Origin of the sequence: Mucilaginibacter sp. (assembly GCF_041663085.1) — a bacterium.
In the GTDB taxonomy this organism is placed as follows: Bacteria; Bacteroidota; Bacteroidia; order Sphingobacteriales; family Sphingobacteriaceae; genus Mucilaginibacter.
In genome coordinates, this window is the sequence record NZ_JBAZRC010000040.1 from 20,567 (window position 1) to 31,101 (window position 10,535).

Genomic DNA, 10,535 nt, shown 5'->3' on the forward strand with positions numbered 1-10,535 from the left:
CTATTTATCAGGCCCTTCTTATCACGCCCAGTAATAAAGCGATGATCGCTATTACCAGTAAAATGTGAATTAAGCCACCTGCGTGATTAACGAAGAATCCGAAGATCCATCCTATCACCAAAATAACTGCGATGATGTACAATAAGCTTCTCATAGTGTTGTGTGTTTTTAGTTAATGTTTTCTTAGTTAATGCTGTATATTAAACCCGCGTTACTCCAAAAAGTTTTACGCATAAAAAAACCCGCCTTAGCAGGGTTTTTAATATTATCTGCCTTATCAGGCCCTTCTTATCACGCCTAAAAGCAGGGCTATAATAGCTATAACCAGCAGGATGTGGATAATACCACCTGAACCCGCGTAAAAAAATCCGAATGCCCATCCTATAATCAGGATAACAGCAATGATGTACAGTAAGCCTCTCATGTTGTAATGTTTTATGTTTAAGTAAATGTATATACGGCTACCTATACCAAAATCATTCCAAAAAGAGGTTGCAGCAAAAAAAAGCCCTGCATGCAGGGCTTTTCAATTATTTAGTATGTAGGCGTATTAATACTCGTCCTCGTTAAAAAAGAAGTCGTCTTTGGTCGGGTAATCCGGCCATATCTCCTCTATGTTTTCATACGGTTCACCATCATCTTCAAGTGCCTGCAGGTTCTCAATAACCTCTACCGGCGCTCCTGAACGTATGGCGTAATCAATTAATTCGTCTTTTGTGGCAGGCCATGGCGCATCTTCAAGGTGCGATGCTAATTCAAGTGTCCAATACATGTTTTTATGTTAAAGTGGTAAATTTTGCTTTTTCGCAAAAGTATAATATTTTTAAATTGATTATCAATATTTTTTTGTAATATTTTTATATCCTTGGTATCCACTGGTTTTCAGGGATTTTATCGGCATATCCAACCATTCTTGCCAGGGTGAACAAGTAATCGCTCAACCTGTTCAGATAAATATTCACTTTCTCGTCAACCGTGCTTTCTTCTGCAAGGTGAACGCTCAACCTTTCGGCCCTGCGGCATACACAACGCGCTATATGGCAAAACGAGATAGCATTACTGCCGCCCGGCAAAATAAAGTGCCGCAGCTCGGGCAGGGTTTCATTCATCCTGTCCATTTCTTTTTCAAGCAGCTCAATATCCTCGTTATAAAGATCGGGTATCACCATTCGGCTTTTTTCAGGGTCGGCGGCCAGTGATGAGCCTATGGTGAACAGCCTGTCCTGTATTTGTTTTAGTACATCCTTATCATGGTCACCTATCTGCTGATCGCGGATAAGGCCTATGTACGAGTTCAGCTCATCAACAGTACCATAACTTTCAATACGCAAGTGATGCTTGGGCACACGCGTACCCCCAATTAATGATGTATAGCCCTTATCGCCTGTTTTGGTATATATTTTCATAACAATAGCAGCAATTTAAGCGTTTAAGTTCACAATGTGCTTTTAACCACATAGAACACTTAAGATTTGCAATTTGGTTAGCCACAAAGTACACAGAGATTTTTAATTGATAAAATATATAAATCTTTGGCCCTTTGTGGTTAAATTAAACATTACGCAATTTTAAACTTAAACTTGCATATCGTGTTTTGTTCAAATATATTATTTAGAAAATATGAAACCCATAATATCATCCGGAAGGGCCGCACTTATATGTTTATTTACTTTAGCATTACTAAGCTTTAAATGCAGTAACGGCAATACAGCGCAAAAAGTAGCCCCACCCGCGCCTCAACCAAGGGCTGATTTCTCCAAATTTTTAACCGAACAGCAGTTTAACGCGCTGTTCCCCGAGCGAGACAAGTTTTACACCTATCAGGCGTTTATAAAAGCCGTGAACGAACTGGCTCAAATAAAGGTGCAGGTTACACGCCGCGCGGTATCGGTATACCAATTCATCCGCACCGATAAAAGCACCGGCAAAGCCGTTACAGTGCGCCAGGACGGCGATTGGAACGAAGCATGGGCCAAAGTAAAACCGGACAGTACCTATACGGTAGATTACGGTAACTTTTGCACCGAAAAAGACGCCGCTGGTAACAAACGCGAACTGGCTGCCTTTTTTGCCCAGATAGCGCACGAAACCCGCCATGGCCGTAACGAAAGCTATACCGACGGCCTGATGCTGATACACGAGGATAACACCAGCCTGAACTACGTAAGCGACAGCGATGAGTACCCACCTGTTAAAGGGCAAAAATATTATGGCCGCGGCCCTATGCAGATAAGCTATAACGGCAACTATGGCTATGCATCTGATTGTATTTTTGGCGACAAGAAAGTACTATTAAATAACCCCGGGCTGGTAGAGACCGATGCGGTTGTAGCCTTTAAAACCGCTATTTATTTTTGGATGACACCCGAAACCCACAAACCATCGGCACATGATGTAATGATTGGTAAATGGCAGCCTAATGCCATAGATAAAGCAAAAGGCCGCACCCCGGGTTTTGGCATGACCATACTGATTGTAAACGGTGACCTGGAATGCAACAAAGGCGATGATAATTACAGCATGAAAGACCGCATAGGCTTTTACCAGTTCTTCCTGAAAAAGCTGGGCGCTATTGATGATAACTGCGCTTGTAGCTGCGGAAAGATGGAACCTTATAAATATTAGCGCTAATTGGTTAGCTTTATTCATTTAAACCATACAAATGAATAAAGCTTTACTCACACTTATAATAATTACTTTCCGGTTAGGATCCACATTCGCGCAAACCGAAGCTGAAAAATTCAGGAATGAAAATTTGAGCAGCACTTATATTTCCTCCGTAGAATTAAAAGAAAAGTTTATCAGATATGATTATTCAAAGCTATTCACTGTAACTGATAATGCCATGGTATATGGTTTTATTGGTGATAATTTTCAGCGAATCCGCATAAAGATCATCTCCATAACAAAAAATCCGTCGTTGCCGGATACTTATAATGTTTACGGCAAATCGATGGTTAAAAATAACATCGATGAATTTCGCGGGACTATTAAGATAACAAATATCCGTAAATACAAACAAACATCCTACGGGGTAGATAACGAACTTAAAGGCAAAGGCATTAAAGGCCAATATTTGCTGATTGGCAACTATAATTTGGCGGAAGCAGCAACACAAGAACATGCCGGTGTATTTAAAGGGACATTCGGCACAGGTTTTTATCCGGATAAAAATAACATTGTTCACTACGACGATATTGATAAAAATGCCGATGGTTATTCAAATAACCAGTTTGTAGGCCAATGGGTAAGTCACAACAACAAATTGGTTAAAAGATGCAACTGGGGTGATTACCGTATCCCGAATTCACAAGGCTTTGATATTGGCGCAGGCGAATTTTCTCCCAATGATAAATACCTGTCGGCCGGATGGCAAACTCTACGAGATGCTTATCGTACTTCGGCTGTATCGGCAAAAGCCAAACAGATTGAAAACGCGAAGTGGTGGGAATGAAAGCTTGTATAATGTAAAAAGGGAACTATGCGCAAGCCCGGTTCCCTTTTTTAATAGTTTCCAATTCGGCACCATCACCGAATTATCTATTCGTCAGATTTTCCAACCAGATACCATTCATATTTAGCCCCGGTTTTTCTAATACCATAGTAGTCGAATGTGCCACTTGCGCGGTCTCCGGCATCATCAAGCACAGCATCGCTGCTAATGCCTTTGTGTGTATTTGCCTGCTCTACAAAGCTTGTTTTCAGTTTGGCAAAATTGCTTACATCGCCATTGTTAGCTTCAATGGTGTAAGCTATAGCCCAAAGCGCATCATAGGCGGCCAATGCAAATGCATCAACATCCAGGTTTGTTTTGGCTTTTATGCGGTCGGCTACGGGTTGCCATTTAGTTTGCAATGCCGCAGGTAAACCAACCGATGGTGCAAAAAAGCCGGTTTGTATCGCAAAATCTGCCGCGGTGGCATCAGCTATAAGTACCGCATTTAAAGCAATACCGTCACCACCATACCATTTCACAGCGGCTAGGGAAGGCTCGGACGCTGCTGCTTTAAACAGTTCGGGTGTTTCATCAAATGACGCCAGGTACACCGCTACATTACCTTCGCCATGCGCTGTAGTAAGGCTGGCTACTTTAGCTTTAATATCGGCTATAACAGCAGTAAAATCAGTAGTGTTAGCGGCATAAGGGGTTACTGCGTTAACCTCGCCGCCCTTTGCTGTAAATGCAGCACCAACAGCGGTTTGCAGGCCTTTGTTCCCGGCATCATCGCGGGCAACGGTTACCAACCCTTTTACCCCTTTATTGTAAATAGTATTACCACTGGCTGCACCCTCTATTTTGTCTGACGGGCAAAAACGGAATATCCCGTCGCCGGTTACGGCTAAACTGCCTGCTGTGCTGCTTTGGCTTACCACAATCACTTCAGATGCGTCTGCAAGAGGTTTTATGGCAGCAAGCTCGGCACTGCTTTGCGGGCCAATAATAAAATGGATGCCCGAGTTTTTAGCTGTAGTAAACTGCGCAGCAGCAGTAGCAGCATCTAACTTGGTATCTGTTACGTTGATGGCAATGCTGTAAGGCAGGTTCTTATCTGCAAAATATTTATTGATATCATCTTCGGCAAGCTGTACAGCAACCCTTGAATTTATCCCCAATGATGACCAATTGGCAGCTGTATCTAATGAGAATAAGCCCTGTACATTAATGGCATTAGTCAGCGTAACTACTTTTGCCTTTTTACAGGATTGAAATGCAAACGCCGTAATTAACAGCGCGATAACAGGTAGTAATATTTTTTTCATTTTTGTTGCAAACGTGTTTAGTTCTGCAAAATACAGTTAATTTAGGATTTAGTTTTAGACGTAACAAATTCAATACTGAATTTGCGTTTAGCTGTAACATCCAACCATATAGTTAGTCTGAATTTTTATTTACTGCAATGAATAACTCTTTACTTGACACTACAGGGCTGCCTGATACCGAAACCGAAGCTTTTGAGGCTACTTACCAGGCATTAAAAGAAGAATTCCGCGTGGAGGTACCCGGTTATATCGATTTTCAGCTGGAGCAGTTTGAGGCCCTGAACCACCACAAAGCTGTTAACTTGCGCGACGTATTCGCTATAAAAAACCAATGCGGCGACAGTTACCTTTTGTTTGTGGATATGGATACTTACCATGCCTCACCAAAACCAAACCCCGGGCACTATACCGAGTACCAGCCCTGGGCCCTCGCCTATTTAAAACGCAATTTTGGCCGGGTGTTTATCCGCACAGAGACCATAATTGATAAGATCCGCGAGATCATATTCCCGGTTGAGCTTGATTTTAAAGAAGACAAACCCTTTAGCGACCGCTTCTATGTGCTTACCGACGATAAGCGCAAAACCGAGCTTGCCATGACCCAGGAGTTTAGGGACGCCATGATGGCCATTAAAGAGACCGATTTTGTGGTAGAGATATTTGAACATACCCTCATCATCGGTAACCGTAAGCCTATCACCCCGGAGAACGCCCTTTACCTTGCCGATTTTGTAGCAAGGCTGGCCGAGCTAAAGTGTTAAACGGGGTTATTTTAATACCGCGGGTAAAATGTAATTCTGCATCATTTTATCAACCTGCGCGTGGGCGTAGCCTTCGTTGTAGGCAGTTGCAGTAACTACTATAACCAGTGGTACATCCTTAAAAATAAATATTTTATTGCCGCCGTTGCCGGTGCAATACCAGGTTTCGTAAGGTTTATTGTTTATGGTGTAGGTTTTGTTCCAAAACAGGTAACCGTAATAACCAGGGCCAACTACATCGGCAGGTAGGGCCAACTGCTTGGTGAACGATTTTTCTACCCAATTTTGCGGGATGATCTGCTTACCGTTCCAAACGCCTTTATTTTTATACATCTGCCCAAATTTGGCAAAGTCGACAGCGCGCAGTTGGATGCCGCCGGCTGTGCTGGGTACATTTTGTGGGGTATACACCCATTTATATTTACTGATACCCAAAGGCCTAAACAATTTGGCATCTGCATATTTATCTAACCCACCGGGTACCGACTTGTTTAAAACATCTCCCAAAACCACTATACCGGCAGTAAAGTAATTCCAGCTTTCGTAGGCCTGTTTCGAGCTGTCGGTTTTCAGGTCGAGCGCGAATTGCACCCAGTTGGGTGTAGGGTACATATTATTCTCGTTCCCCGGCGAATCATCGTCGTTATCATTGGCATCAAAAACCGAACTCATGGTGAGCAGGCTTTTTAGCGTCACACTGTCTTTTTTAGGCGAATAGTTTTTAAACTTTTTAAGATCATAAAATTGGTTTAGGGTTTGGTATTCGTTTTTGATGAATCCATCATTAATGGCAATCCCCGTTACAGCTGATGCAAATGTTTTACCTACAGATCGTGGGTCGTGCAGTGAATCGCGCCCGCTGCCATTAAAATATTCTTCTATCAGCAGTTTGTTATTCTTTATTACCACAACGCCGCTGATGTTTTTGAACTTGTTCTGCAATATCTTTTCGTTCAGATCGGTTATCAGCTGCTTGTTATAGGTTTCTGTCGATACCGCCCAGCCGCTATTGGGGGCTATAGGTTGGATGGCTTTATGCTTTACCTCTATGATTGGGATAATCACCTTTAGTTCGCCCTGTGCGATGATATCCCCCACCTTTACATCAGGGATGCTTACATAAGGGCGTAATTCTATTTTGATAACATGAGTACCGGTAGTCAGCGCATCTTCGCCACCACCCCTAACCATAAAACGGGTGAACAGGTATCTCGACCACATATCCTCGTGCAGCGTGCTGATCAACTTGATGCCTAAGGTTGTGCGGCCATTTTTATTACGGGCGTAACCTGCACCTTTATGCAAATTTTCCTGGTATAGCTGTTTCCCGTCTACATAAAAAGTAAACTGGTAATTGCCTTGGTTAAGCTGCTCAACCGTTAAGTTTGGCGCTAACCGGTGCTGGTAATTGGTTAACGAGGTCTCCATAAAAGCCCGCATGCTCAGGTTACTTTCAGAAGTTAACGTGAGCTCTTTTAAAATGTCAGCTTCGGTACATTTAGCAGCAGGGATGGTATCCGTCATGAAAATGATGCGGCCAATGTTTGCTTTATGGATGGGAAGGGTTATCGGGTCGGCCGGTACAATATCGGCTACTTGTGCAAAAAGGGTAGCTGTAGTAAAAAGGGATATAGCGGTGAGCAGGAATAAGCGTTTCATATATAGGTATATTTTAAATATCTGCTGCAAATTTGCCGTATTGGGCCGGTGCAAAATAGAACGTATTTAACGTTTGCCGCTTAATAATTGGCGGTACTGCATGGCATTTACGCCATTGAACGCCTTAAAGCTACGTGTAAAATGGCTCTGATCGGCAAAACCACAGGCCAGTGCAATATCAGTTAATGACAGGTTTGTGTTGGGCATCAGGCTTAAGGCACGCTGAACCCTTATTTTACGGATATACTCGCCCAGGTTACAGCCAAAATATTTGGAAAAATCGCGGGAAAGGTGCGCAGGATGCACATTTAACACAATGGCGAGTTCAGTCAGTGTAAATTTCCGGGCAACATCATCATGCAGTCTCTCTCTTATTGTTGATACCCATGCCGGCTTTTGCGCGCTATCAGTAAGCCGGATGCCCTGCATCTCTCCTAATACTTGCAGCAACATAGCTTCGGTATTCAGGGGTGTTAGGCCGTCGTTTATTTTGGTTTCTTTGAAAAGCTTGTAGAATAAAAATTTTACATCGGGCGATGCGACTTCAAAACTGCCCTGCAGATTATCATGGCCTTGCTTAAAAGCGTTAAACCAGTCCTCATGTAGTTCGATGTGGAAGCCTCGGGTATAGCCTTTTGGTTTGATGTTGTAATGCGGGTCTTGCCAATTGTGAAACAGCAAGGTGCCGGCACTGCAATTGTAAACCTCTTTTTTGTTACCCTCTATTACCTTACCATCTAATATAAAGGTAAAATAGGCGGTATCATGGTAATGCCAGTCTACCTTATCATGGGTGTACTCAGTATCGGTAATGGTGGCAAAATCAAGGCTAATGGTTTGATTGGTTTGCCCAAAGAAGTTACCGGTTTTTAAGTTTTCCAAAACTTATTTTTCCAGATTGATATCGGCTTCGGGGGCAGGCTCGCGTTTACTAACGGTTACTATGTTTTCATTTACGTAATCGTTCTCAACCAAACCATCGCGCATGCGCACAATACGGTGGGCGTGCATAGCAATATCTTCTTCGTGGGTAACCAATATAATGGTATTGCCTTTTGCGTGGATATCCTCCAGCAGGCCCATAATTTCTATTGATGTTTTGGTATCAAGGTTACCGGTAGGCTCATCGGCAAGGATAATGGAGGGATTGTTTATCAAAGCCCTTGCTACAGCTACACGCTGGCGCTGCCCGCCCGATAATTCGTTAGGGCGGTGATCGGTACGATTACCAAGACCAACGTTCTCCAAAGCTTTTTTAGCCCTATCGTTACGTTTCTCTTTGCTGATACCTGCATAAACCAGCGGCAGGGCAACATTATCTAAAGCGCTGTTACGCGGTAAAAGGTTAAACGTTTGGAAAACGAAACCGATCTCGGTATTACGCACTTCGGCCAGGTCGTTATCCGTCATGTGGCTAACGTTGATGCCATTAAGTATGTATTCGCCTTTGGTTGGGGTATCCAGACAGCCCAGGATGTTCATTAATGTTGATTTACCCGAACCGGAAGGCCCCATCAACGCCACAAATTCGCCTTTATTAATAGTAAGGGATACCGATTTTATCGCGTGGATAATTTCAGACCCGATAACGTATTTACGACCGATATCTTTAATGATAATAAGAGGCTCTTGCTTTGTGATAGCTGTTGGCATGTTCCGTTTTTTGTTACTTTGACAGCAAAGTGGTATGAAATGTTACAGTGCGAAGAGATAAAAGATATCAAGAGTCAGGAATCAAGATTTTGTCTTTTGCTTTACTCAATAAGTCCTTCATCTTTTAGTCGTTGAATGATGAGATTAGAATCGATTGTATCGTGTTCGTTCTTTAAGTATATGTCTGCTAAGTAAACTACTTTGTTCAAAAAAACAACGTATGTAATAACTCTTGCGCCACCAGATTTCCCTTTGTTTGTTCCGGAAATAGCTAACCTGATTTTATAAATCCCCTGTCCAAGATCAGTGCCTGTTGTAGGATTTAATAGTAATTCATCAATCAGCTTTGAAAGATCCGATTTTAGCGTCTTGTGTTTTTTAGCTATTCTTTTAACTTCCTTATCAAAGGTTGATGTAGTTTTAACTTTATAGCTCATCGAGCAGTTGTTTAGCGTCGCGCAACTCGATTTTCCCCTCCTGGTGTAATTTAATTTGACCTATCGAACTTTTTAAATTCTTATAAACGCGCTGCTCATCTTTATTTAAAGCTCTTTGTGTATTGCTTGAATTTTGATCTATACTGTAATCTAAACCTAGCGCATCTAAAACAGCTTTTATCGCTTTTTCAGATTTTTTATTGTCGATATTTACAGTCAGTGTTGTCATGATAACAAATTTACAAATTGTTAATTAAGTTTCACAGCAATTACTCTGCCCTTATTTTAATGTAAAAGATATCAAGAGTCAGGAATCAAGATTTTGTCCTCGTCTTGACTCTTATGTCTTGACTTCTTGGCTCTATTTTATCACCTTCTCCACTAAAAAGTAGCTTTCGTCATGGTCGGGTGCGTTTAGCAGGGCCTCTTCGGTTGTGATTTCCTGTTTTACCACATCCTCGCGCAAAACATTCGGCTCGGCAGTCATGTACACAAGGGGTTCAACGCCGGTGGTATCCACTTCGTTTAACTTGTCCATAAAGCCCAGTATCTTGTTCATGTCTTTTATGATGGCCTGCTTTTCGCCTGCGGCAAGTTCAAGGCGGGCCAGATGGGCTATTTTATCAACCGTTTGTTTGTCTATGGTCATGTTCTTCAATCTTTTTACTGATAATGTCGTACACCTGGTCGCGCAGGGCATCGGCATCATTAATCGTTAAATGCGCCGTTTCAATCGGCTTATGTACAAATATATCACATACACCCGGTTTAGAGCCATATTTCTTGCCATCGTCCCAGAAAATTTTCCAGGTATTTACAGATGTTACCGGTATAATGGGCACCTTCAGCTCTATGGCCATCCTGAAAGGCCCATTCTTAAACTGGTGCAAATTGGGCGGGTAATGATCTGGAATGGTAGCCTCGGGGAATATAATTACAGTAATACCTTTCTCCAGCCTGTCCATAGCCGTTTTAAACGCGCGGAAAGATGCCATCTTGCTTTCCCTGTTAACCGGGATATCAACTGTACGGAAGAAAAGGCGGGTAACTATCCCCTCCTGCAGCTCCTGCTTTCCCATAAAACAGCAATTGCTTTTTACAAGAACACTCATGGCGGTAATATCAAGGTTACTGGTATGGTTGGGGCAAATAATGTAGGTATTATTCCAGTCGATAGGTGCTTCAAAGTGATAATGATACCTCATCCCCACACAAAACGAACTCACAATGCCCCAAACACGGCGCAAACGGTTAAGGTATTTAT

15 protein-coding genes are annotated in these 10,535 nt (G+C 42.5%); 3 read left to right on the forward strand and 12 right to left on the reverse strand.

Going from position 1 to position 10,535, the window contains the following annotated elements; genetic code table 11:
* Positions 1 to 7: 7 nt before the first annotated feature.
* The 4 genes from WC615_RS09925 to WC615_RS09940 all read right to left on the reverse strand — a co-directional run bounded on the left by WC615_RS09925 (position 8) and on the right by WC615_RS09940 (position 1,406).
* Entirely contained in the window at positions 8 to 154 is a 147-nt protein-coding gene (locus WC615_RS09925; RefSeq protein ID WP_121249096.1) for a lmo0937 family membrane protein, read from the reverse strand.
* 123 nt (positions 155 to 277) lie between these two features.
* Entirely contained in the window at positions 278 to 424 is a 147-nt protein-coding gene (locus tag WC615_RS09930; protein WP_372977947.1) for a lmo0937 family membrane protein, read from the reverse strand.
* A 126-nt stretch (positions 425 to 550) separates the two neighbouring features.
* Positions 551 to 772: a DUF2795 domain-containing protein gene (locus WC615_RS09935; protein WP_002996718.1), complete on the reverse strand. Its 222-nt coding sequence runs from the start codon at positions 770 to 772 to the stop codon at positions 551 to 553.
* Positions 773 to 857: 85 nt separating this feature from the next.
* Positions 858 to 1,406, reverse strand: coding sequence for a cob(I)yrinic acid a,c-diamide adenosyltransferase (locus WC615_RS09940; RefSeq protein WP_372977948.1), 549 nt, complete (start codon positions 1,404 to 1,406; stop codon positions 858 to 860).
* Between the two features lie 214 nt (positions 1,407 to 1,620).
* Between WC615_RS09940 and WC615_RS09945 the strand changes: the two genes are divergently transcribed.
* Together WC615_RS09945 and WC615_RS09950 are read left to right on the forward strand one after the other, a co-directional pair.
* The gene (locus WC615_RS09945; RefSeq protein WP_372977949.1) at positions 1,621 to 2,625 is read left to right on the forward strand and encodes a chitinase; all 1,005 of its coding nucleotides are present in this window, start codon (positions 1,621 to 1,623) and stop codon (positions 2,623 to 2,625) included.
* A gap of 37 nt (positions 2,626 to 2,662) precedes the next feature.
* A complete protein-coding gene (locus tag WC615_RS09950; protein ID WP_372977950.1) occupies positions 2,663 to 3,454 on the forward strand; it encodes a hypothetical protein in 792 nt (263 codons plus the stop codon).
* 86 nt (positions 3,455 to 3,540) lie between these two features.
* On the opposite strand, the gene WC615_RS09955 is transcribed toward WC615_RS09950, so the two are convergent.
* On the reverse strand, positions 3,541 to 4,761 hold the full coding sequence (locus WC615_RS09955; RefSeq protein WP_372977951.1) for an ABC transporter substrate-binding protein: 1,221 nt from the start codon (positions 4,759 to 4,761) through the stop codon (positions 3,541 to 3,543).
* Between the two features lie 137 nt (positions 4,762 to 4,898).
* Between WC615_RS09955 and WC615_RS09960 the strand changes: the two genes are divergently transcribed.
* Positions 4,899 to 5,522: a hypothetical protein gene (locus WC615_RS09960; protein ID WP_372977952.1), complete on the forward strand. Its 624-nt coding sequence runs from the start codon at positions 4,899 to 4,901 to the stop codon at positions 5,520 to 5,522.
* Positions 5,523 to 5,528: 6 nt separating this feature from the next.
* On the opposite strand, the gene WC615_RS09965 is transcribed toward WC615_RS09960, so the two are convergent.
* From WC615_RS09965 to WC615_RS09995, 7 genes are all read right to left on the reverse strand, one after another.
* Positions 5,529 to 7,181, reverse strand: a complete 1,653-nt coding sequence (locus WC615_RS09965) for a serine hydrolase domain-containing protein (protein WP_372977953.1) — start codon at positions 7,179 to 7,181, stop codon at positions 5,529 to 5,531.
* A gap of 66 nt (positions 7,182 to 7,247) precedes the next feature.
* Entirely contained in the window at positions 7,248 to 8,063 is an 816-nt protein-coding gene (locus WC615_RS09970; protein WP_372977954.1) for a helix-turn-helix domain-containing protein, read from the reverse strand.
* Positions 8,064 to 8,066: 3 nt separating this feature from the next.
* Positions 8,067 to 8,834 carry an ABC transporter ATP-binding protein gene (locus WC615_RS09975; protein WP_372977955.1) on the reverse strand — a complete coding sequence of 256 codons (768 nt, stop codon included), beginning with the start codon at positions 8,832 to 8,834 and terminating at the stop codon, positions 8,067 to 8,069.
* Positions 8,835 to 8,935: 101 nt separating this feature from the next.
* Positions 8,936 to 9,271, reverse strand: a complete 336-nt coding sequence (locus WC615_RS09980) for a type II toxin-antitoxin system RelE/ParE family toxin (protein ID WP_372977956.1) — start codon at positions 9,269 to 9,271, stop codon at positions 8,936 to 8,938.
* Positions 9,261 to 9,500, reverse strand: a complete 240-nt coding sequence (locus WC615_RS09985) for a hypothetical protein (protein ID WP_372977957.1) — start codon at positions 9,498 to 9,500, stop codon at positions 9,261 to 9,263. The genes WC615_RS09980 and WC615_RS09985 overlap by 11 nt, the downstream gene beginning before the upstream one ends.
* A gap of 132 nt (positions 9,501 to 9,632) precedes the next feature.
* On the reverse strand, positions 9,633 to 9,920 hold the full coding sequence (gatC, locus tag WC615_RS09990) for an Asp-tRNA(Asn)/Glu-tRNA(Gln) amidotransferase subunit GatC (RefSeq protein ID WP_372977958.1): 288 nt from the start codon (positions 9,918 to 9,920) through the stop codon (positions 9,633 to 9,635).
* A partial coding sequence (locus tag WC615_RS09995; RefSeq protein WP_372977959.1) for a lysophospholipid acyltransferase family protein occupies positions 9,895 to 10,535 on the reverse strand: 641 nt, incomplete at its 5' end. The genes WC615_RS09995 and gatC, both read right to left, overlap by 26 nt.